This window comes from Nocardioides houyundeii (assembly GCF_002865585.1).
Taxonomy (GTDB): Bacteria; Actinomycetota; Actinomycetes; order Propionibacteriales; family Nocardioidaceae; genus Nocardioides; species Nocardioides houyundeii.
In genome coordinates, this window is the sequence record NZ_CP025581.1 from 1,809,395 (window position 1) to 1,831,157 (window position 21,763).

A 21,763-nucleotide genomic window follows, 5' to 3' on the forward strand; every position below is an offset into this window, starting at 1 on the left:
CCAGTCCTCACCTGGTGGCTGGTACGGCGCCGCGACGTGCTCTGAGGCCGGTCACACGATCTTGAGGCGGCAAGACTGCGTCAAGGCCCGTCAAGACGGCGACAAGATCAGGGATCTCGTGCCGCGCGGGGTCTTGGGTTGGCGGCATGAGTGTTGAAAGTGGTCTTCTCGTCCTGGCGGTCATCGCCGTTGCCGTCTACCTGCTCGCCGCGCTGATCTGCCCGGAGCGCTTCTCATGAGCGACACCGTGGCCGGGCTGCTGCAGATCGCCGCCCTGGTCGTGCTGCTGGCCAGCGTGTACGTGCCTCTGGGCGACTACATGGCGCGGGTCTACACCGGTGCCTCGCACCTGCGGGTGGAGCGGGTGGTCTACCGGCTCTCCGGCGTGAACCCCGAGTCCAGCCAGAGCCCCAAGGCGTACGCGCTGAGTGTCGTGGGCTTCTCGCTGGTGAGCATCGTCGTCCTCATGGGGATCCTGCTGGGTCAGGCCCACCTGCCGATGAGCCGGGACCTCGGTGGCATGGACCTGTGGATGTCGCTGAACACCGCGGTCTCGTTCGTGGCCAACACCAACTGGCAGTCCTACGGCGGAGAGTCGACGCTGGGCTTCACGGCCCAGATGGCGGGGCTCGCGGTGCAGAACTTCCTGTCCGCCGCGGTGGGCATGGCCGTGGCGGTGGCGTTGATCCGGGGGTTCGTCCGGACGCGCAGCTCCGAGCTTGGCAACTTCTGGGTGGACCTGGTCCGCGGCACCCTCCGGATCCTGCTGCCGATGGCACTGCTGGGTGCGGTGCTGCTGATGGCCGGTGGGGTGGTGCAGACCTTCACCGACACCACGATGAGCACGCTCGCGGGCCACGACCAGGTCCTCACCGGCGGCCCCGTCGCCAGCCAGGAGGCCATCAAGGTCCTGGGCACCAACGGCGGCGGCTTCTTCAACGCCAACTCCGCTCACCCGTTTGAGAACCCCAACGCGTTCACGAACCTGCTGCAGATCTTCCTGATGCTGGTGATCCCGATCAGCCTGACCCGGACCCTCGGCACGATGCTGGGCAACCGACGCCAGGGCCTGGCCGTCCTGGGCGCCATGGGTGCCTTGATGGCGGTCTCCCTGGCCGTCATCACGGCCGCCGAGGCAGGGGCGCGCTCCCAGGCCGCCCGGGCCGCGGGCGCCGCCATGGAGGGCAAGGAGACCAGGTTCGGCGAATGGTCCTCGGCCCTGTTCGGCATGGTCTCCACCGGTACCTCGACAGGTGCGGTCAACTCCGCCCACGACTCCTTCACCCCGGTCGGGGGAGGCGGGGTGCTGGTCAACATGATGCTCGGGGAGATCACTCCCGGCGGCGTCGGCTCCGGGATCTACGGCATCCTGATCATGGCCATCGTGGCCGTCTTCATCGCCGGCCTCATGGTCGGTCGCACTCCGGAGCTGCTGGGGAAGAAGATCGGTGCCCGGCAGATGACCTACGTCGCCCTGTACACGCTGACGACGCCCACTCTGGTGCTGGTCGGCACCGGGGCCGCGATAGCGCTCGGCTCCACCCCCGAGGCCATGGGCAATGCCGGGGGACACGGCTTCAGCGAGGTGCTCTACGCCTACACCTCCGGCGCCAACAACAACGGCAGTGCCTTCGGCGGTATCACCGTGACCTCGGCGTTCTTCCAGATCACGCTGGCCCTGGCCATGCTCCTGGGCCGTCTGGTGCCCATCGTGCTGGTCCTGCTGCTCGCCGGATCCCTCGCCGAGCAGGCGAAGGTCCCCACGAGCGCCGGGACCCTGCCCACCCACAAGCCGCTGTTCGTGGCGCTCCTGGTGGCCGTGATCTTGATCTTCGGCGGCCTCACCTACTTCCCCGCTCTCTCCCTCGGACCCATCGCGGAGGCACTCGCATGACCACCACGTCCACCCCGTCGTCCACCCAGCCGAGGCCGCCCGACCGGTCCACGCCTCCAGCGGTCCCCGAGCAGACGCCCACGCGTCGCCACGCGCCGGGCCTGAGCCTGCGGACCCTGGCCGCACAAGGGGTCGAGCAGTTCCCCGAGGCGCTGCGCAAGCTCGACCCCCGTCACCTGTGGCGCTCACCGGTGATGTTCCTGGTCTGGCTGGGCTCGGTCGTCACCACCCTCGCCGCCATCGCCGATCCCAGCGTGTTCGCGATCCTGCTCGCGCTCTGGCTATGGCTCACGGTCATCTTCGGCAACCTGGCCGAAGCCGTCGCCGAAGGACGGGGGAAGGCCCAGGCGGCCTCCCTGCGGGCAGCCCGCAGCGACACCGTGGCCAGGCGGCTGGACCAGGCGGGCGTCGAGGCACGCGTGCCGGGCACCCAGCTCGAGGTCGGGGACCGGGTCGTGGTCGAGGCGGGAGAGGTCATTCCAGGTGACGGGGACATCGTGGAGGGCATCGCCTCGGTGGACGAGTCCGCCATCACCGGCGAGTCCGCCCCGGTGATCCGAGAGGCCGGTGGGGACCGCAGCGCGGTCACCGGTGGCACCAAGGTGCTCTCGGACCGGATCGTGGTCCGGATCACCGCCGCCGCCGGCGAGACGTTCCTGGACAAGATGATCGCGCTGGTCGAGGGGACCTCGCGTCGCAAGACCCCCAACGAGATCGCGTTGTCGATCCTGCTGACCAGCCTGACGCTGGTGTTCCTGGCCGCCGTGGCCACGCTCGCCCCGATGGCCGAGTACGCCGGCGCGCCGCAGGACGTCGTGGTGCTCGTGGCGCTGCTGGTCTGCCTGATCCCGACGACGATCGGAGCCTTGCTCTCCGCCATCGGCATCGCCGGCATGGACCGTCTGGTGCGGGTCAACGTGCTGGCCATGTCGGGCCGTGCGGTGGAGGCCGCCGGCGACGTGAGCACCCTGCTGCTGGACAAGACCGGCACCATCACCTACGGGAACCGGCGTGCCACCAGGTTCGTCGCCGCCCCCGGGGTGAGCGAGACCGAGCTGCGGGACACCGCCCGGCTCTCCAGCCTGGCCGACCAGACGCCGGAGGGACGCTCCATCGTCGAGCTGGCGCTGGCCCAGGGCGCCGACGACCGGGCACTGCCAGGTGGCGCGAGCTTCGTGGAGTTCACCGCGCAGACCCGGATGTCGGGTGTCGACCTGGCTGACGGCACCGAGATCCGCAAGGGGGCCGCCTCCGCGCTGGCGGCCTGGGGTGAGGCCACGCCCGCGCCCGAGGTCCTCGACGCCATCGACGAGATCGCGCGTCAGGGCGGAACCCCGCTGGTCATCGCGGTGAAGGACCGAGCCTCGAAGCCCGGGTCCGAGCAGCACCGGGTGCTGGGTGTCGTGCATCTCAAGGACGTGGTCAAGGAGGGCATGACCGAGCGGTTCGCCGAGCTCCGGTCGATGGGCATCCGCACGGTGATGATCACCGGGGACAACGCCCTCACCGCCAGGGCCATCGCGGAGGAGGCCGGGGTGGACGACTTCCTGGCCGAGGCCACCCCCGAGGACAAGATGGACTACATCCGCAAGGAGCAGGCCGGGGGTCGGCTGGTCGCCATGACCGGTGACGGCACCAACGATGCTCCGGCCCTGGCTGCCGCCGACGTGGGAGTCGCGATGAACAGCGGCACCGCGGCTGCCAAGGAGGCCGGCAACATGGTCGACCTCGACTCCGACCCCACCAAGCTGATCGACATCGTCGAGATCGGCAAGCAGCTGCTCATCACGCGCGGCGCGCTGACCACCTTCTCGATCGCCAACGACGTCGCCAAGTACTTCGCGATCATCCCGGCCATGTTCGTGGTGGCCTACCCGTCGCTGGACCTGCTCAACGTAATGGCGCTGGCCACGCCCGAGTCCGCGATCCTCTCCGCGGTGATCTTCAACGCCCTGGTCATCGTCGCCCTGATCCCGCTCGCCCTGCGTGGCGTGAGGTTCCGGGCGACCTCGGCCACCAGCGTCCTGCGCCGCAACATGGTCGTCTTCGGCCTCGGCGGTGTCCTCGTGCCCTTCCTCGGCATCAAGCTCCTTGACCTGCTCGTCTCCACCATCCCCGGAATCGGTTGATCATCATGCTCACAGACCTTGCCCGCCAGTCCTGGGCCGGACTTCGCGCCCTGCTCGTCCTCACCGTCGTCCTCGGCGTCGGCTACCCCCTGGTCGTGTGGGGGGCCGGACAGCTCCTCGGCGACCGAGCCGCGGGCCAGCCCGTGCACCGGGACGGGGAGGTCGTCGGGTCCCGGCTCCTGGGCCAGGCGTTCCAGGGGGAGGAGTGGTTCCACTCCCGCCCCTCGGCCAACGACTACGACAGCCTCGCCTCGGCGCCCAGCAACCTCGGTCCCTCCAATCCCGACCTGTTGGCGCTGATCGAGGAACGACGTGCCGAGGTCGCCGACACCGAGTCGGTGGCTGGAGCCGACGTACCTCCGGACGCGCTGACGACGTCGGGCTCGGGGCTCGATCCTCACATCTCCCCGAGTACGCCGCGCTGCAGACACCCCGGGTGGCCAGGGCGACCGGCCTGAGCCGGGAGGAGATCACGGCTCTCGTCCGGGAGCACACCGCCGGCCGAGCCCTGGGGTTCTTGGGCGAGCCCGGGGTCAACGTGCTCGAGCTCAACCTGGCCGTGCTGGCGCAGCGATCGTGACCATGCCGCGACCTGACTGCGCGGCGGCGCGGGAGTGAGGTGGTGAACAGCGAGACTGGGCCCATGGAACGTGGCAACCTCCGGGTCTACCTCGGCGCGGCACCCGGGGTCGGGAAGACCTTCGCCATGCTCGACGAGGCGCAGCGGCGCGTCTCCCGCGGCACCGACGTCGTCGTGGCCTACGTCGAGACGCATGGCCGCAGCGGCACCGAGCGAGAGCTCGAGGGTCTCGAGGTGGTGCCGCGGCGCCGGGTCTGCTACCGGGGAACGCAGCAGGAGGAGATGGACCTGGCCGCCGTGCTGGCCCGGAACCCCGCTGTGGCGCTCGTCGACGAGCTGGCGCACACCAACGTGCCCGGAAGCGGGTTCGCGAAGCGATGGCAGGACGTCGAGGCGCTGCGCGACGCGGGGATCGAGGTGATCACCACGGTCAACATCCAGCATCTCGCCTCGCTCAACGACGTCACCGAGGCCATCACGGGGGTGCGTCAGCGCGAGACCGTCCCCGATGCGGTGGTGCGCTCCGCCGACCAGATCGAGCTGGTCGACATGAGTCCCCAGGCGCTCCGCCGCCGGATGGCGCACGGCAACATCTATGCCCCCGACAAGGTCGACGCCGCCCAGTCCCAGTTCTTCCGTGAAGGCAACCTGACGGCGCTGCGCGAGCTCGCTCTGCTGTGGCTGGCCGACCGCGTCGACGAGGGTCTGGAGCGTTATCGCGACCAGCACCGCATCGCCTCCAGCTGGCCGACCCGGGAGCGGATCGTGGTGCCCGTCGCGGGTGGACCGGAGTCGGTGACCCTGATGCGTCGCGCGGCCCGGATCGCCTCACGTGGCTCGGGCACCCAGTGGCTGGCGCTCTACGTGTCACGACACGACGGGCTGACCGCGCTGGCGCCGGACCAGCTGGCCCAGCTCCGGGACCAGACCGAGGAGCTCGGAGGCACCCTGCACACCGTCGTGGGCGACGACCCCGCGGAGGCCATCCTCGCCTTCGCCCGCGGCGAGAACGCCACCCAGCTCATCGTGGGCGCCAGCAGGCGGGGCCGCGGCTCCACCCTGCTGCGCCCGGGTGTGGGGGAGCGGGTCATCGCCGGTGCCGGGGACATCGACATCCACATCGTCACCCACGACTATGCACGCGCCGGCACGCGCTGGCGCGCGGCGGAGAGCCTCAGCAGCCATCGGCGGCGCCTGGGGTTCGTCTTCGCCGTCGTGGCCCCGGCGATCCTCAGCGCCTTGCTGATCTGGACCGCCGACGTGCACGGGCTGCCCACCGAGTCGATGGCCCTGATGGTGGTGGTGGTCGTCACCGCCCTGATCGGGGGACTGGTCCCCGCGGTGGTCGCGGCGCTGACCAGCGGAGTGCTCCTCAACCTGCTGTTCACCCCGCCGCTGCACACCCTGACCATCAGGGAGCCGGAGAACGCGTTCGCCATCCTGCTCTTCGTGGTGGTCGGCATCGCGGTCTCCACCGTCGTGGACACCGCTGCCCGGCGTACCACTCAGGCGGCCCAGGCACGCGCGGAGGCTGACGCGCTGACCGTGCTGTCGCACAGCGTGCTCAACGCCGACGACGACCTGGACGGACTGCTCGCCTCAGCCTGCGAGCTGCTGAACGCCCGCGGCGCCTCCCTGCTCCGCGCAGGATCGGGCGGGGTCCAGGAGGTCCTCGCCAGCCACGGCGCCGGCCCGGAGAGCCCCGAGCAGGCGGACCTGGTGGCGACGGTCGACTCGAGGACCACACTGGCCCTCAGTGGAACCAACCTGCCCGCCTCCGACCGGGGACTGCTCAATGCGTACGCCGCCTACGCCAGGGTGATGGACGAACGGCGGGCGGCCCGCGCCGCCGAGGCCGAGCGGCGACAGCTCGCCGAGACCGATCGGACGCGCACCGCCCTGCTGGCGGCGGTCTCGCACGACCTGCGATCCCCGTTGGCCGCGGTCAAGGTCGCGGTCTCCAGCCTGCGCAGCCCCGACATCGTGTGGTCCCAGCAGGACGAGGCCGACTTGCTCGAGACGATCGAGGAGTCCACGGACAAGCTGACCGCCCTGGTGGCCAACCTGCTGGACATGAGCCGCATCAGCACCGGGACCCTGCGTGTGTCGTTGCTGAGGGTTTCGTTGGCGTCGGTGGTGCGCAACGCCGTGCGGTCGCTGGAGGGTGGGGACCGGATCGAGGTGGACCTCGACGACGAGACCGACGTCATGGCTGACCCGGGGCTGCTGGACAGAGTGGTGGCCAACGTGTGTGAGAACGCCCTGAAGTACACCCCGCGCGGGGCATCCATCATGCTCGACTGCGCGGTGACGCCCCATCGCACCCTCCTGCGCATCGCGGACGGCGGGCCCGGCGTCCAGGACCGCGACCGGCACCTGCTGTTCGCGCCGTTCCAGCGGCTCGGCGACGTCCCCGGTCCGGACGGCGTGGGGCTCGGGCTCGCCGTGGCGCGCGGGTTCACCGAGGCGATGGGTGGCACCATCACCACCGAGGAGACCCCCGGTGGGGGACTCACCTTCGTCCTCGAGCTGCAGTCACCCGTCCAGGAAGCCCCATGACCTTCGTCCTCGTCGTCGACGACGACCCCGCCATCCGTCGCACCCTGTCGATCAACCTCAGGGCCCGCGACTACGACGTGGAGACGGCAGGCGATGGACGCTCCGCGCTGCAGATCGTCGAGGAACGGACGCCGGACGTGATCCTGCTCGATCTCGGACTGCCCGACCTCGACGGCGTCATGCTGCTCCAGCGGCTCAGGGTGATCACGCGCGCGCCCGTGATCGTGGTGTCCGCACGCACCAGCTCCGACGACAAGGTGGAGGCGCTGGACCTGGGGGCCGTCGACTTCATCACCAAGCCCTTCTCGATCGAGGAGCTGCTCGCCCGGATCCGCGCCGCGGCCCGGCGTACCGCAGGCGAGCGGACGTCGGCCTGCGTCCAGGTGGCGGGGCTGGTGCTGGACGTCGGTGACTCGCGGGCCTCCCGGGCGGGGACGGAGATCCACCTGACCCCGATCGAGTGGAAGATCGTCGACCATCTCGTGCGCCGCCGGGGACGGCTCGTCCGGCAGGCCGAGCTCCTGCAGTCGGTGTGGGGTCCCAGCTACGAGCGGCAGACCAACTACCTGCGGGTCCACATGTCCAGCATCCGGCGCAAGCTGGAGAGCGACCCCACCAGGCCCGTCCTGTTCGTGACCGAACCGGGCATGGGCTACCGGTTCGCTCCCGACGACGGGAACCAAAGCAGGGCCGGGGACGTTTGAGGTCCTTGACACCCCCTGCAGCGAAAGAGTCATGGAGCCTCAAAGTACGCCGTCGTCCTGTCCGTATCTGATGTCCGGCACCGTCCTGAGCTCTGCGGACCGACCATGGTGAGCGCCTCGCTGACCCTGGGCCTCGGGCTGCTGGTGGTGGTGCTGATCACCGTGGTCACGGGCTACTTCGTGGCCCAGGAGTTCGCCTACATGTCGGTGGACAGGTCCCGGCTGGGCGCGCGTGCCGCAGCCGGCGACGGCGCCGCCGCCCGGGCGCTGCGCGTGACCGGGCGTACCTCGTTCATGCTCTCGGGAGCCCAGCTCGGCATCACGGTCACCGGGCTGCTCGTCGGCTATGTCGCCGAGCCGCTGATCGGGGAGTCCCTGGGCACGCTGCTGGGCGGGGTGGGCGTCCCCACCGCGGTGGGCCTGGCCGTCGGCACCATCCTGGCGCTGCTCGTCTCGACCGTCGTCCAGATGGTGTTCGGCGAGCTGTTCCCCAAGAACCTCGCGATCGCCAGACCAGAGCCGTTGGCCCGGTGGCTGGCGACCTCCACCCTGGTCTACCTCAAGCTGGCCGGGTGGCTGATCGCGGTCTTCGACCAGTCCTCCAACCTGCTCCTGCGCGCGCTGCGGATCGAGCCGGTGCACGACGTGGAGCACTCCGCGACCGCGCGGGACCTGGAGCACATCGTGGCGTCCTCCCGCGAGACCGGCGACCTGCCCGTCGAGCTGTCGATGCTGCTGGACAGGGTGCTGGACTTCCCCGGCGAGACGGTGGAGCACGCCATGATCCCCCGGGTGCGCGTCGACTCCGTGCTGGACAGCGTCGGCGTCCCCGAGCTGCGCCGGGTCATGGCCGGAGGACACTCCCGGTACCCCGTGCTTGACGGGGACGGCCGGGTGGTGGGCGTGGTCCACCTCGTCGACCTCCTGCACGTGGCCGAGGACAGCGCAGGGGTGACGGCGCGGGACCTGGCGCGCCCGGCCCTGATGCTGCCGACGCTGATGCGGTTGCCCGATGCCGTCGGGGAGCTCGCGCGGACTCGCAACCAGCTCGCCTGCGTCCTGGACGAGCACGGTGGCTTCGCCGGTGTGCTGACGGTCGAGGACCTGGCCGAGGAGCTCGTCGGCGAGATCACCGACGAGCACGACCGGCAGCCCGCCCCGGAGGTCGCCCCCGTGCCCGGTCAGCGCGTCTGGACGGTCTCCGGGGACTCGCACGTCGACGAGGTCGAGCGGTCCCTGGGTCGCGACCTGCCCGACGGGGACTACGAGACGCTCGGTGGGCTGGTCATCGCCCACCACGGCCGCTTCCCCGAGGTCGGCGAGATCGTCCGGGTCCCGCTGCCCATCGATCCTGGCAGCTGGGCCCAGGCCGTGGACCCGGTGCCGGAGCACGCCCTGCTCGAAGTGCTGGAGGTCGTCGACCACATCCCCGCACGGGTCCGCATCACGTGGGAGGAGCCCCGATGACCGACAACCCCCTGATCGTGGCGTGCGCGACCGCGGCCATCATCGCGCTGAGCGCCTTCTTCGTGGCAGTCGAGTTCGCTCTGATCGCGGCTCGCACCAACCGCCTCGAGGACGCCGCGGCCACCAGCCGGTCCGCGCGGGCGGCACTGCGCAGCTCCTCCGAGCTCACCCTGCTGCTGGCCGGGTCCCAGCTGGGCATCACCGTCTGCACGCTGGCCCTCGGAGCACTGACGAAACCGGCCGTGCACCACTGGCTCACCCCGGTCTTCGAGACCTGGGGCCTGCCGGCCTGGGGTGCTGACGCCGCAGGCTTCGTGCTGGCGTTGGCGATCGTCACCTTCTTGCACCTGGTGGTGGGGGAGATGGCACCCAAGTCGTGGGCCATCGCCCATCCCGAGCGGTCGGCCATCATGTTGGCCCTCCCGATGAGGGCTTTCATGTGGGCGACCAGACCGGTCCTGCGGGCACTCAACGAGTCGGCCAACTGGTGCCTGCGCAGGGTCGGGGTCGACCCGGACGAGGATGCCTCGCCGGGACAGGACCCCGCGGCACTGCGTCATCTGGTCGAGCACTCGGTCAACGTGGGCGCCCTGGACGCCAGCTACTCCGGCCAGTTCTCCAGCGCCCTCGACCTCCAGACCATGACCTTGGACGAGCTCGTGCCGCGGGTGCCGCTCAGCTTCGTGAGCCGGGGCGCCACGGTCGCCGAGGTCCAGGCCGTGTCACGTGAATCGGGCCATCTGCGGATCCTGGTCCGGGACGCGGGACCCGGGCAGGTGCACTACGGCGCGGTGATCCACGTGCGCGACACCCTGGTCCGTCCCGCGGGCGAGCGCATCGACCACCTGGTACGCCCGGTGCGCACCCTGCCGCACAGCACCTCGATCTATGAGGCACTGGCGCACATGCGGCGCACCGGCAGCCAGCTGGTGCTCGTGACCCAGGACGGGTCCACGGTGGGTGTGATCACGATGGCGGACCTGCTGGCCCGCCTCTTCCCGCACGCCCAGGGCGTGTCGGTGGCGCCGGGAGCCTGAGGGAGGGCGGGTCAGCCGCGCCACAGCCTCGAGAGGAGGCTCCCGGCCGGGCGGGGGTCCACCGGGTTGCCGGGGCAGCGATCCTGGCGCGGCACGCGGGCCAGCACCTGGTCGACGTGCTGGCCGCAACCGGCCCAGGTGATCTTGCCGCAGGTCTTGCATCCGACTGCTCGGCACATGTGGAGCTCCGTTCGTGTTGGTGGTGCGGTTGTGGGAGGGGCTGGAGGCCGGCGGCCAGCGCGCCGGGGAGTCAGATCAGGGCGGGGAGGGCCTGGGCGGCGATCCGGGCACCGACGACGGCTCCGGCCACGGCGGTCGCGGTGAGTGCCGCGACGGCCAGGAGGACCGATGGAGCTCGACCCCACTCAGATGACGCCGGTGATCAACCGGATCAAGCGCGCCCAGGGCCAGCTGGCCGGCGTGCTGCGCCTGCTCGAGGAGGGCCGCGACTGCGAGGACGTCGTCACCCAGCTGGCCGCGGTCTCCAAGGCGCTGGACCGCGCCGGGTTCGCGATCGTCGCCTCCGGCCTGCAGCAGTGCCTGGCCGCCGGCGACGGCACCGACAGCGTCGACGTCAAGAAGATGGAGAAGCTCTTCCTCTCGCTGGCCTGAGCCGTCGCTCGGACCCCGGCGCTGCAGAGCGCCGACCGGAACGGCAGGGAGAACTCGTCACCGCCAGCGGTCGACCTGAGGCGCTCCATGGGTGATGCTGGAGGAGCCCCTACCCCAACTCTCTGGGGGAACCCGTGAGCGATGCCCAGCAGCTCGAGACCGCCACGACCATGGAGGACGCCCAGCTCCACCTCGTCGACGCGTGGTGGCGCGCTGCCAACTACATCTCGGTGGGGCAGATCTACCTCCTCGACAACCCCAGGCTGCGCAGACCGCTGGAACCGGGCGACATCAAGCCCCGCCTGCTCGGCCACTGGGGGACCACCCCGGGCCTCAACCTGGTGTGGGCCCACCTCAACCGGCTGATCCGCGAGCGGGACGTCGACGCGATCTTCCTCGCCGGACCCGGTCACGGTGGGCCGGCCGTGCTGGCGAACGCGTGGCTGGAGGGCACCTACTCCGAGGTCTACCCCCACGTCGGGCAGGACGAGGCAGGTCTGAGGGCGTTGTTCCGGCAGTTCTCCTTCCCCGGCGGCGTCCCCAGCCACGCCGCCCCGGAGACCCCGGGGTCGATGCACGAGGGCGGGGAGCTCGGCTACGTGCTCTCCCACGCCTACGGCGCCGCGATGGACAACCCCGATCTGCTGGTCACCGCCGTGGTCGGCGACGGGGAGTTCGAGACCGGGCCGCTCGCGACCTCGTGGCACGCGAACAAGTTCGTCGACCCGGTCCACGACGGCGCGGTGCTGCCGGTGCTGCACCTCAACGGCTGGAAGATCGCGAACCCGACGATCCCGGCGCGCATCTCGCGTCCCGAGCTGCTGAGCCTGCTGAGCGGCTACGGCCACGAGGTGCTCACCGTCGAGGGCGACGAGCCCGAGGACGTGCACCGCCAGCTCGGGCGCGCGATGGACGTCGCTCACGACCGCATCGTGGCCATCCAGCGGGCGGCGCGCGAGGACGGCGATCTGGAGCGTCGTCCGTGGCCGATGATCCTGCTCGTCACCCCCAAGGGGTGGACCGGACCGCACGAGGTCGACGGGGTGCCGGTGGAGGGCACCTGGCGTTCCCACCAGGTGCCCCTGGCCGAGACGCGGAACAACGACGCGCACCGCGCCCAGCTGGAGGAGTGGCTGAGCTCCTACCGCCCCGGCGAGCTGTTCGACGACGTCGGTCGCCCGGTGCCCGTGCTGCGGGAGATCGCGCCCCGAGGGCACCGGCGGATGAGCGACAACCCGCACGCCAACGGGGGGCTCCTGCGACGGCCGCTGGACTTGGCCGACATCCGGACGCACACCGTGGAGGTCTCCTCGCCGGGTGCCTCGATCCACGAGGCCACCCGCGTTTTCGGGAAGTACCTGGTCGAGGTGGTGGGCGAGAACCCCGACAACTTCCGCATCTTCGGCCCCGACGAGACGGCGTCCAACCGGCTGGACGCGGTCTACGCGGTGACCGACAAGGTCTTCGCCGGCGAGCTGCGGCCCGGAGACCCACAGCTCGGGCGCTCCGGCAGGGTGGTGGAGATGCTCTCCGAGCACACGTGCCAGGGGTGGCTGGAGGGCTACCTGCTGACCGGACGGCACGGCGTGTTCAACTGCTACGAGGCGTTCATCCACATCGTCGACTCGATGCTCAACCAGCACGCCAAGTGGCTGAAGACGACTCGGGACATCGAGTGGCGCCCGCCCGTGGCCTCCCTCAACTACCTGCTCACCTCGCACGTGTGGCGCCAGGACCACAACGGGTTCTCCCACCAGGATCCCGGGTTCATCGACCACGTCGTCAACAAGAAGGCGGAGGTGGTCCGGGTCTACCTGCCGCCGGACACCAACACCCTGCTCTCGACGATGCGCCACTGCCTGGCCAGCACCCACTACGTCAACGTCGTCGTGTCGGGGAAGCAGCCCTCCTTCGACTGGCTCACGGCCGACGAGGCGGACCTGCACTGCGCCCGCGGTGTCGGGATCTGGGAGTGGGCCTCCAACGACGACGGCGATCCCGACGTGGTGCTCGCCAGCGCCGGTGACGTGCCGACCGTCGAGGCGCTGGCTGCCGTCAGCATCCTGCGCGAGCACCTGCCCGCGCTGCGGATCCGCTTCGTCAACGTGGTGGACCTGATGAGGCTCCAGGACTCCGGCGAGCACCCGCACGGGTTGTCCGACCGCTCCTTCGACAGCATCTTCACCACCGACCGCCCGGTGATCTTCGCCTACCACGGGTATCCGTGGCTCATCCACCGCCTCACCTATCGCCGTGCCAACCACCGCAACATCCACGTACGCGGCTACAAGGAGGAGGGCACGACCACCACGCCCTTCGACATGGTGATGATGAACGACCTGGACCGCTTCCACCTGGTCCTCGACGTCATCGACCGGGTCCCCTCGCTGGCGTCGCGGGCGGCGGCGCTGCGTCAGCAGATGATCGACACCCGGCGTCGCGCCCACCTCTGGACCAGGGAGCACGGGGAGGACCTGCCGCTGGTGCGGGACTGGTCCTGGCAGTCCCAGCCCTCGCCGGCCGCGTCCCGCTCGCCCAGCACCACCGCTGACCCCGGCACGACCGGCCCCGACGCCACGGCGGGCCGGGCCTGACCGAACCGGGCAGAGTGGACGGGGCAGAGTGGACGGGGCAGGGCGATCGGTGCGGGGACTGGAGGCTCGATGACCGACGAGGCGCTGGTCCCGGCGAGACCCGGGGACCGGCCGTGGCACGCCATGACGCCCGACGAGGTGCTGGCAGAGCTGGGCGTCCGCCCCGCCGACGGCCTCGGCCTCGACGAGAGCCGACGTCGCCTGGGGGAGTGTGGTCCCAACGTGCTCGCCGACCCCGCGACCCCACCGATGTGGCGCCGGGTCCTGTCGCTGGCGACGGAGCCGATGACGGTGGTGCTGATCGCCGCCGCCCTGGTCAGCGCGCTGGTCTCCCGCGAGGTGGGCACCTCCGCGGTGATCCTGGTGGTCGTGGTGCTCAACTCCGTCCTCAACCTGGTGCAGGAGGGGCGTGCGCGGACCAGCCTGCAGGCGCTGCACGAGCTCACCGTGGTCCAGGCGCGAGTACGGCGGGCAGGGCGGGTGCGGCTCGTCGATGCTGCGGAGCTCGTGCCGGGTGACGTGGTGCTGCTCGAGGCCGGCGACGTCGTGCCGGCAGACGGCCGCCTGATCGAGACCGCGGGCCTGGAGGTGCAGGAGGCTGCACTCACGGGCGAGTCGATCCCGGTGCTCAAGGAGGCCGCAGCTGTCGCGGACACCGCTGCCGGCCTCGCCGACCGGTCCGGGATGGTCTTCACGACCACGGCCGTCACCCGAGGACGTGGCGTGCTCGTGGTCACCGCCACCGGCATGGGGACCCAGATCGGCAGCGTCGCCCGGCTGCTGCACGAGGCAGGTGAGCAGAGCACCCCGCTGCAACGCCAGATCGCGGGGCTGGCCAGGGCGCTGGGGGCCATCGCGGCCGTCGTGGTCACAGTCGTGTTCGTGGCAGGTCTGCTGCGCGGCGTACCGCTGGGGGAGGTCGCGCTGAGCGCCGTCGCTCTGGCTGTCGCCACCATCCCGGAGGGCCTCACCGCCGTGGTCGCCTTCACCCTGGCGATGGGGGCGAGCCGGCTGGCGCGCCGCGGCGCGATCGTCAAGGACCTGTCGTCCGTGGAGACGCTCGGGGCCACCCGGCACGTCGCGACCGACAAGACGGGCACCCTGACGCTCAACGAGATGACGGCGCGTGAGCTCTGCGCCCAGCAGCGCGTCTTCCAGGTGTCAGGGCACGGGTACCAGGCGGACGGCCAGATCACGGTCGTCGGTGACGAGCCGGCTCCGGACATCAGCAGCGTCCTGCTGGCCATGGCGCTGGCAGGGGACGCGGTCCTGGACGGGACGGACCTGATCGGCGACCCGACCGAGGGGGCGCTGGTGGTGCTGGCCGGCAAGGGTGGGCTGGATGTCATGTCCGCACGCCACGACCTGCCCCGAGCCGGCGAGGTGCCCTTCGACTCCGACCGCAAGTACATGGCGACCGTGCACGCGATGGATGAGTGGGACCCCGACTCCGTCACCGACCGGTGGGCCCGAGGAGGGCGCGCGGAGCGGAGAGGGGAGGCCGGCCGGATGTACGTCAAGGGGGCGCCCGACGTGCTGCTCTCCCGGTCGACCCGGATGGAGGTCCCCCAGGGGGTCCGCAGCCTGGACCAGGAGCAGCGCGCTGCCCTCGACGCGCTCAACTCGCACCTGGGATCCCGCGGGCTGCGGGTGCTGGGTCTGGCACAGCGCGAGCTGGACGAGGCGGAGCTGCGGGCTGCCCGCGGCGCGGCGCCGGACGAGCTGGACGCCATGGTGGCGGGACTGACGCTGCTGGGGCTGGTGGGGATCGTGGACCCGCCGCGACCGGAGGTCCGCGGCGCCATCGCCGAGGCCCACGAGGCGGGCATCGTCGTCCACATGATCACCGGCGACCACGTCGGCACCGCGGCGGCCGTCGCACGAGGCCTCGGCATCGAGGGGGAGGCGCTGTCAGGTCCGGAGCTGGACGGGTTGAGTGACGAGGAGCTCTCGGTCCGTGCCTCCACCGTGGGGGTGCTGGCCCGGGTGAGCCCCGAGCACAAGATCCGGATGGTGCGTGCACTCCAGGCCGACGGGTCCGTGGTGGCCATGACCGGCGACGGGGTCAACGACGCGCCGGCCCTGAAGGAGGCGGACATCGGCATCGCCATGGGCGTCACCGGGACGGAGGTCTCCAAGGGTGCGGCGCGGATGGTCCTGACCGACGACAACTTCGCGACCATCATCGCGGCGGTGCGCGAGGGCCGCGGCATCTACGACAACGTGGTCAAGTTCGTCCGGTTCCAGATCGCCACAGCCTGGGGCTTCGTGCTCATCTTCCTCGCCTCTGCGGCGGTGGGCGTGGCATCCGGGACACCCTTCACCCCGCTGCAGGTGCTGTGGGTGAACGTCATCATGGACGGCCCGCCGGCGATGACCCTGGGCTTCGACCGGCCCGACGACGACGTGATGAGCAGGCCGCCGCGCCGCGTGGGCGAACCGATCCTCACCCGCGCCCGGCTCGGTCAGATCGCACTCTCGGCACTGGTCATGGCGGCAGGCACGCTGGGCGTGCTGCTGCTGGGACCGGACGAGGCGCGAGCGGGGGAGCCGACCCGGACGGGGACGCTGGCGTTCACCACGTTCGTGCTGTTCCAGGTCTTCAACCTGCTCAACGTGCGTGAGGGTGTCACCTCGGTGTTCAACCGGCACACCTTCACCAACGCCAGGCTCTGGTGCGCACTCGGCGCCATCGTGGTCCTGCAGGTCACCACGGTGCATCTGCAGGCCCTCGGTGACGTCTTCGACACCACCGACCTCTCCGCGGCCCAGTGGGCGGTCGCGGTGGCCGTGGCCTCCTCGGTCCTCTGGGTCGAGGAGCTGCGCAAGGTCTGGGTCCGCCGCCGCGCCCCGATGAGCGAGGGCGGCGGGTTCTAGAACTCGAACACCAGCCGAGCGGGCACCTTGCCGGCGAGCACCTCGTCGAAGCACTCGTTGACGTCCTCGATCCGCCTGCTCTCGGTGATGACCTTGGTCAGCCCCCGGGCGTGGAACTCGAAGCAGTCCGCCACGTCGTTGCGCGTGCCCACCAGCGAGCCGATCACGGACTTGCCCGAGAGCACGGTCTCGAAGATCGGCAGGTCCAGGTGGTTGTCGGAGGGCAGCCCGACGATGACGAGGCGTCCGTTGGGATTGAGGGCCGCATGGGCCGCACGCATCGCCTGTGGTGAGGGGACCGTCACCAGCGCGACGTCGATGCCCCCGAGCGCGGCGAGCTCTGCCTGCTGGTCACCGCGGGCGTTGACCACGTGGTCAGCCCCCAGCTCCGCGGCCAGCTCGAGCTTCTCGTCGTACATGTCCACGGCCACGGTCCGGGCTCCGAAGAGGCGGGCGTACTGGAGGCCGAGGTGTCCCAGGCCGCCTATCCCGACCACCATCGCGGTCTCGCCCGGCCGCGGGTTGGCCACCTTGAGGCCCTTGTACGCCGTGACTCCGGCACAGGTCAGGGGCGAGGCATCCATCGAGGTGATCGCATCGGGCACCGGCACCACGTGGCTTGCCCACGCCACCGCGTGCTCGGCGTAGCTCCCGTCCATGGTGTAGCCCATGTAGGCGGGCGTGGTGCAGTAGGTCTCCCAGCCGGCCACGCAGTAGCGGCAGTGCCCGCAGGCGTAGCCGAGCCAGGGCAGCGCGACCCGTTGACCGATGGCGACCAGGGGCCTGCCGGCGGTGAGCGACGGGCCCAGGGCCTCGATCACTCCGACGCCCTCGTGGCCGGGGATGAGCGGGATCTTGGGCTTGACCGGCCAGTCGCCCCGGGCGGCATGGATGTCGGTGTGGCACAAGCCGCACGTCTCGATCCGCACCAGGACCTGACCCGGCCCGGGCTCGGGGATGGGCACGTCCCGGATGACCAGAGGCGCCCCCAACGCTGGTACCACTGCTGCCTTCATGGGTCCTCCAGAAGAACGGACGGATGCTCGCGGGGGTTCCTGGCGCGGGGGCGCACCAGCAGCATCTCGCCGGGGACGGGGCGAGCGCAGGGCCATGGGTCCCCGGCCGGTAGACCATTGGTCACCGGCAAGTCGGCAATTCCCGGGAGTCCTGCCCCGCCCGGGTCCAACGACTCTGCCCACCCTGGTTCCCGCCGCCCTAGCGTCGAGCGCGCCGGGCACGCCCACCGTGCCGGGCTTGGCCTGCGACCCGACGACGATGTAGGAGCACGACGTGGCAACTCTGACAGTGTGGAAGTTCGACAATCCCGAAGGCGCGAAGCGAGCCGAGGATGCCCTCATCAGCCTGCAACGCCAGGAGCTGGTGCAGGTGCTCGACGCAGCGACCGTGTCGTGGCCGGAGGGGAAGAAGAAGCCCAGGACGCGTCAGGCCAACGACCTGCTCGCTCCCGGGATCCTCGGTGGCATGTTCTGGGGTCTGCTCTTCGGGATCATCTTCTTCATCCCCCTGATCGGCCTGGTGGTCGGCGCCGCCTCGGGTGCGCTGATCGGGGGGCTGACCGACATCGGGATCAGTGACGACTTCATCAAGGACGTGCGCGCCAAGGTGACGCCCGGGACTTCCGCGTTGTTCGTGCTCACCTCTGACGTGGTCATCGACCGGGTGCACGAGGCGCTGCGCGAGGAGGGCATCCACGGGGAGCTCATCGAGACCAACCTGTCGGCCAAGGACGAGGAGAACCTGCGCAAGATGCTCCAGGAGGAGGACGCCTGAGGGTCCTTCGTCCAGCACGCGACGGTCTCGGGACCCGGCCAGATGGCCGGGTCCCGAACCATTTCCTCAGCTCCGTCTCGACGATCCTCGATCGTCGTCGCTGGGGTCTGGCGAGACGTAGCTCAGCAGCGCCAGCACGGTGCGATCGATGTGGTCCACCCGCTCCAGGATGTCGAGGACGCCGGGGGCGGTGTCCTCGTCGCCGGGCTCCAGGTCGTCGTCAACGACCTCGCCCGGCACCCGGCCGGAGACGGCCGTGAACAGCGCCGCCAGGTGCTGGTCCAGCCGGCGGCGCAGTCCCTCCCAGTCAGGGCCGGTGGTGTCCAGCCCGTCCTCGACGGCCCGTTGCACGGCGCCGGCCAGCTGTCGAGCCGAGTAGGTCAGAGACCACACAGCCGTCAGCTGCGACTCGATGCCACCGTCCTCCAGGGTCCCCGTGGTGCGCCTGAGCGGGGCCGAGGCCGCGGTGATCGCCCGGACCTTGCCGTCCAGGGCCAGCAGGCCCTGCTGCAGGGCTCCGGGCGAGATCTCCTCACGCCCTGAGGCTCGCTCCAGGCTGCCGGCCACGACGACTTGGACGTCCTTGACCAGGGTCCCCATCTCCTGGTTGAGCTTGCTGCGGGTGCGGGTGGGAAGGAGCTTCCACGCGACCAGCAGCGCGATCAACGCACCGAGCAGGGTCTCCAGGATGCGGATCTCCAGGGCCAGGGTGGTCAGGCGTCCAAGGAACTCGTAGATGCCGGCGAAGATCAACGTCGTCCAGAACGTGGAGATGCCGTTGGCCACCGGACGGTAGTAGACCGAGCCGAAGACCGCGACGGCCAGGACCGGGATCATCACTTCGGACGGGGCGTCCGTGGCGATGGCGATCCCGAACCCGACGGCGGCTCCCGCGACCGTGCCGAGGATGCGCTTGACCCCGTTGACGAAGGTCTCACCGTCGGTGGTGCCGAGGACCTGGAAGGCCGCCAGTGAGGCCCAGTACTGGTGGGTGCCGGAGATGGCTGAGCCCACGGCGAGCGCCAGCGCGGTCGAGACGGCGGCCTGCACGGCGCGGCGTTCGGCTGGCTGCACCCGTCCGGTCTCCGGCGTGGCATCGGAGCCATCCCCGGTGGCGCCCGCTGCGGAAGCGGCCGATGGAACAGGCATGGACAGGCCGCGCAGTGCCGCCTCGTCCTCCGGGTCATAGGGGTCCAGGGGCTGAAGTGCGCCGTGCTCGGCATCCCAGTCCAGCAGCACGGTCGCGTTCTGGTGGACGTCGTCGATGGCGCGGACCAGCCGCCGGGCGGTGCGCGGCCAGTGCTCCGGGGCGGGCGCGGCGTCCCAGTGCGGGATCGGCGTCGGTGGGCTGGCGTTCCGCTGGTCTGCTGGGGACTTTTGGGGGGTCTGGTTGGCGAGCGCGAGCTGGAGGTGCGAGCGAAGGAGCTCCAGACGCCCTGCGAGTCGACCACGCAGCTCCAGCGGCAGTGCCGTGCCAGTGACGTCGCGGACCGCGTCCTTGAGAGTGACCGTGGCCAGCTCTGCGTCGAAGACTCGCAACCTCAGGCCGCCGCCGTGCGCCGGGTCCAGGCCTGTGGCCTCCACCTCGCCGGCCAGCTGGCCAGCCACGAAGGCCGCTGCTCGGTGCACCCGACGGGTGTCGAGCGAGACTCTCCGTCGCGTCTCGGGGTCCCAGCGAGCCCAGGAGACCGCGTCCACGAGGGTGTCCACGGTGGCGACCATCTCCTCCGTCAGGGAGTGGATGCCGATGCGCAGCTGGTGGTCGTGGCGGTCCGGGAGCAGCACGTAGCTGCACACGAACGCCCAGGCCATGCCGACCAGGGCCGCGGCCGCGAACCAGGGGACGTCGTTCAGGTCCAGCCGCATGAGCAGTGCGAAGTAGTAGGCCATGAACGTGACCCGCCCCAGGGCCCCCCACCGCGCGCCGAACCGACTGGCCCCGACGCCGACGCACGCCACCAGCACCAGCAGGACATCACCGGCCAGGGCGGAGCCGGACACCAGAGCGCCCAGGAGCACCACCGCACCGACGGGGAGGACCATCAGGACGCTGGTGAGCTTGCGGTCATGGAGTGTCCGGTCGACGGCGATCCCGGCTGCGAGCATGGCCACGAAGCCGCCGAAGATCGCGGGTGGGACTGCTTGTTCCCCCAGCGCGTCGAAGACCAGGTGGAGCGACACGAAGGCCGCAGACGCGGCCAGCACCGCCCTGCCCGCGGTGCGAGCGCGCGCGTGCCCCGGATCGACTGCGCCCGATCGTCCTACCACCAGACGCGTCCAGTCGCGCGGACCCGCGGCGGAGGGGTGAGTGGATCGCCCCGTCCAGCGGGCCGCCTCGGGGACCTCCTCCACGCTCTCCAGGACCACGGGATCCCGTTCCCCCAGCATCGAGACGGGACCGGCGGCGACGATCACCGGCTGGTAGTCGAGGTCGGCGCTGACCGCGAGAGTGACCTGCTGGGCGCGATACGTGAAGGGCAGCCAGGCGGTGTAGCGCTGGTAGGCGTCCTCGACGTCGGCCAGCGGGTCGGCCCCGGCGAGTCCCTGGAGCGCGTGCTCGAGCTCGATGAAGGCACGGACCCAGCCATCGGGCCGGTCCACGCGGCTGCCGCTCAGGTGTGCCGTGAAGGAGTCGCGCGAGACGACCTCCGGAACATCGACGTCGGACCAGCGCACCCGGCTCTGCAGGTAGTCGGCGAACTCCAGGAACTGGAAGGTCAAGGGACCAAGTGTCGGCTGGGTGGCGCCCGGATGGCCCGAGGGCAGCCCCCACCGGAGGGTGCTCAGAGTTCCACCCATCATCCGCAGGGCGTAGGGGAGGGCGAACTGGTCCTGGCCGCTCTGGAAGTAGTAGGCCGAGTGGTGCAGGCGCAGGCCGTCCGTGTAGGCGGCGAACGCGTCGGCGATGCCGTCGAGGTGCCCGTCGAGCCCGTTCACCTGCCCGTCCCTGAACCACGGGGTCAGGCTCGCCAGCGCCGTCCCGGCCCCGCGCTCGGCTGCGGAGAACTGACGACAGAGTGCGTTGAGGTTCCCCACGACGTCGTAGACGCCGAGCAGGAAGGTCAGGATCAGGGAGAGGAGGAGAACACCGGTCAGGGACTCCACGATGCTCAGGAACCGCAGCGCGTCGGTCTCAGCGGTGAGGGCCGAGCCGCCCACGGTCGCCAGCTGTGCGGCACTGAAGTACGTGGCGTCGAAGAAGTCCAGGCCTGCGCCTCGGCCCGAGACCGAGAACGAGGACCGGGACATCTGGGCGAAGTAGAGGAGGGCGTATCCGAGGATGGTGCCCAGAAGCCAGACCAGCACCACGACCACGATCTGGAGACCCGTGACCTGGCGAAGCCCCACTGGACGCCATCTCCGAGGCAGGCGCCTCGTCACGTTGCGCAGCAGGCGCCACTGCACCGTGGACACCCGGCTGGCCAGGAACCCCGCCTCGTCATAGTTCAGGGCGGTCAGGAAGACATCGAGCAGAGTTGCGCCGAGAACAAGCACGCCTAATGCCAGCCACACGGTCTC

General features: G+C 70.6%; 14 protein-coding genes and 1 pseudogene. 12 read left to right on the plus strand and 3 right to left on the minus strand.

Annotated elements, in window-relative coordinates; translation table 11 throughout:
- Window positions 1-146 precede the first annotated feature (146 nt).
- From C0R66_RS18665 to C0R66_RS08750, 8 genes and pseudogenes are all read left to right on the plus strand, one after another.
- On the plus strand, window positions 147-239 hold the full coding sequence (locus C0R66_RS18665) for a potassium-transporting ATPase subunit F (protein WP_114149414.1): 93 nt from the start codon (window positions 147-149) through the stop codon (window positions 237-239).
- The gene (gene kdpA / locus C0R66_RS08720) at window positions 236-1,894 is read left to right on the plus strand and encodes a potassium-transporting ATPase subunit KdpA (RefSeq protein ID WP_101524373.1); all 1,659 of its coding nucleotides are present in this window, start codon (window positions 236-238) and stop codon (window positions 1,892-1,894) included. Before C0R66_RS18665 ends, kdpA begins: the two co-directional genes overlap by 4 nt.
- Window positions 1,891-4,023 carry a potassium-transporting ATPase subunit KdpB gene (gene kdpB, locus C0R66_RS08725; protein ID WP_101524374.1) on the plus strand — a complete coding sequence of 711 codons (2,133 nt, stop codon included), beginning with the start codon at window positions 1,891-1,893 and terminating at the stop codon, window positions 4,021-4,023. The genes kdpA and kdpB overlap by 4 nt, the downstream gene beginning before the upstream one ends.
- Before the next feature lie 5 nt (window positions 4,024-4,028).
- A pseudogene (kdpC, locus tag C0R66_RS08730) lies at window positions 4,029-4,603 on the plus strand (potassium-transporting ATPase subunit KdpC).
- Between the two features lie 63 nt (window positions 4,604-4,666).
- Window positions 4,667-7,162, plus strand: coding sequence for a DUF4118 domain-containing protein (locus C0R66_RS08735; RefSeq protein WP_101524375.1), 2,496 nt, complete (start codon window positions 4,667-4,669; stop codon window positions 7,160-7,162).
- Entirely contained in the window at window positions 7,159-7,866 is a 708-nt protein-coding gene (locus C0R66_RS08740) for a response regulator (protein WP_101524376.1), read from the plus strand. The genes C0R66_RS08735 and C0R66_RS08740 overlap by 4 nt, the downstream gene beginning before the upstream one ends.
- Window positions 7,867-7,971: 105 nt before the next feature.
- A complete protein-coding gene (locus tag C0R66_RS08745; protein ID WP_241901643.1) occupies window positions 7,972-9,333 on the plus strand; it encodes a hemolysin family protein in 1,362 nt (453 codons plus the stop codon).
- On the plus strand, window positions 9,330-10,370 hold the full coding sequence (locus tag C0R66_RS08750; RefSeq protein WP_199286863.1) for a hemolysin family protein: 1,041 nt from the start codon (window positions 9,330-9,332) through the stop codon (window positions 10,368-10,370). Before C0R66_RS08745 ends, C0R66_RS08750 begins: the two co-directional genes overlap by 4 nt.
- An 11-nt stretch (window positions 10,371-10,381) precedes the next feature.
- Here the strand turns inward: C0R66_RS08750 and C0R66_RS18975 are convergent, their stop codons facing one another.
- Entirely contained in the window at window positions 10,382-10,549 is a 168-nt protein-coding gene (locus C0R66_RS18975) for a hypothetical protein (RefSeq protein WP_199286864.1), read from the minus strand.
- Between the two features lie 169 nt (window positions 10,550-10,718).
- On the opposite strand from C0R66_RS18975, the gene C0R66_RS08755 reads away from it, so the two are divergent.
- From C0R66_RS08755 to C0R66_RS08765, 3 genes are all read left to right on the plus strand, one after another.
- On the plus strand, window positions 10,719-10,982 hold the full coding sequence (locus C0R66_RS08755; RefSeq protein ID WP_101524377.1) for a metal-sensitive transcriptional regulator: 264 nt from the start codon (window positions 10,719-10,721) through the stop codon (window positions 10,980-10,982).
- Between the two features lie 134 nt (window positions 10,983-11,116).
- Complete coding sequence (locus tag C0R66_RS08760; protein WP_240311721.1) at window positions 11,117-13,576, plus strand: phosphoketolase family protein; 2,460 nt, start codon at window positions 11,117-11,119, stop codon at window positions 13,574-13,576.
- Between the two features lie 69 nt (window positions 13,577-13,645).
- On the plus strand, window positions 13,646-16,453 hold the full coding sequence (locus C0R66_RS08765; RefSeq protein ID WP_199286865.1) for a cation-translocating P-type ATPase: 2,808 nt from the start codon (window positions 13,646-13,648) through the stop codon (window positions 16,451-16,453).
- On the opposite strand, the gene C0R66_RS08770 is transcribed toward C0R66_RS08765, so the two are convergent.
- The gene (locus C0R66_RS08770) at window positions 16,450-17,469 is read right to left on the minus strand and encodes an alcohol dehydrogenase catalytic domain-containing protein (RefSeq protein WP_101524378.1); all 1,020 of its coding nucleotides are present in this window, start codon (window positions 17,467-17,469) and stop codon (window positions 16,450-16,452) included. The two genes, C0R66_RS08765 and C0R66_RS08770, sit on opposite strands and share 4 nt — an antisense overlap.
- Before the next feature lie 274 nt (window positions 17,470-17,743).
- Between C0R66_RS08770 and C0R66_RS08775 the strand changes: the two genes are divergently transcribed.
- Entirely contained in the window at window positions 17,744-18,244 is a 501-nt protein-coding gene (locus C0R66_RS08775) for a DUF1269 domain-containing protein (RefSeq protein ID WP_101524379.1), read from the plus strand.
- Window positions 18,245-18,310: 66 nt separating this feature from the next.
- Here the strand turns inward: C0R66_RS08775 and C0R66_RS08780 are convergent, their stop codons facing one another.
- Entirely contained in the window at window positions 18,311-21,757 is a 3,447-nt protein-coding gene (locus C0R66_RS08780; RefSeq protein ID WP_241901655.1) for an FUSC family protein, read from the minus strand.
- Window positions 21,758-21,763: the final 6 nt, after the last annotated feature.

Coding starts and splice junctions, on each gene's coding strand:
- C0R66_RS08740 (WP_101524376.1), top strand. CDS start 7,159: ATGACCTTCGTCCTCGTCGTCGACGACGACCCCGCCATCCGTCGCACC.
- C0R66_RS18975 (WP_199286864.1), bottom strand. CDS start 10,549: ATGTGCCGAGCAGTCGGATGCAAGACCTGCGGCAAGATCACCTGGGCC.
- C0R66_RS08755 (WP_101524377.1), top strand. CDS start 10,719: ATGGAGCTCGACCCCACTCAGATGACGCCGGTGATCAACCGGATCAAG.
- kdpA (WP_101524373.1), top strand. CDS start 236: ATGAGCGACACCGTGGCCGGGCTGCTGCAGATCGCCGCCCTGGTCGTG.
- C0R66_RS08770 (WP_101524378.1), bottom strand. CDS start 17,469: ATGAAGGCAGCAGTGGTACCAGCGTTGGGGGCGCCTCTGGTCATCCGG.
- kdpB (WP_101524374.1), top strand. CDS start 1,891: ATGACCACCACGTCCACCCCGTCGTCCACCCAGCCGAGGCCGCCCGAC.
- C0R66_RS08745 (WP_241901643.1), top strand. CDS start 7,972: ATGGTGAGCGCCTCGCTGACCCTGGGCCTCGGGCTGCTGGTGGTGGTG.
- C0R66_RS08765 (WP_199286865.1), top strand. CDS start 13,646: ATGACCGACGAGGCGCTGGTCCCGGCGAGACCCGGGGACCGGCCGTGG.
- C0R66_RS08735 (WP_101524375.1), top strand. CDS start 4,667: ATGGAACGTGGCAACCTCCGGGTCTACCTCGGCGCGGCACCCGGGGTC.
- C0R66_RS18665 (WP_114149414.1), top strand. CDS start 147: ATGAGTGTTGAAAGTGGTCTTCTCGTCCTGGCGGTCATCGCCGTTGCC.
- C0R66_RS08750 (WP_199286863.1), top strand. CDS start 9,330: ATGACCGACAACCCCCTGATCGTGGCGTGCGCGACCGCGGCCATCATC.